The organism is Pseudomonas brassicacearum (genome assembly GCF_003732265.1).
Taxonomy (GTDB): Bacteria; Pseudomonadota; Gammaproteobacteria; order Pseudomonadales; family Pseudomonadaceae; genus Aquipseudomonas; species Aquipseudomonas brassicacearum_D.
In genome coordinates this window covers 1-477 of sequence record NZ_MOBK01000469.1, presented here as the reverse complement: position 1 = coordinate 477, position 477 = coordinate 1, and the positions used below count along the sequence as shown (strand labels likewise).

1 protein-coding gene is annotated in these 477 nt (G+C 51.6%); it reads right to left on the bottom strand.

Annotated elements, in window-relative coordinates:
• On the bottom strand, window positions 1–477 hold a 477-nt coding region (locus BK660_RS32305; protein ID WP_185045378.1), incomplete at both ends, for a phosphoadenosine phosphosulfate reductase domain-containing protein.

The following is a 477-nucleotide window of genomic DNA, read 5'->3' as shown; positions in this document are numbered from 1 at the left end:
CCACAGCTGGGGGTCGATTTATCGACCACTACCGGGCACTCAGCATCAGGAGTTGCTCCTTTATAGATGCTGAACAGATCCTGATTGTCGACGCCCCAAGGATTTTCATCAGTCAGGACGTACATCCAGACGTCATCGCTAGTCCAGGTTTCTATAGGAAGGTAAACCCAAACTCGAGAAAGTTTGGGATCACGATTACGGCTCAGACGATCGCGAGTACTTCCACTGTAGTTTTCGATCACTTTGTCACGCGCCTGGCTTTCGCCTCGGCGCTGACCGAGCACTAAAATTGCCTCGTTATTAGCCTCAGACAATTCCTGAATAAATTTCGTGGAGGCACTTATCTTCAAGCGATCAGTGCACCAACGGAAACGATTTCGCGGAGCGGGATAACCCTTGCCAATCAGATTGACCCAAAAACGGTGCTCGAGGCTGGGAGTAAGCCGGTGAGGATGAATTGGCAGCCCCTGCCGCTCC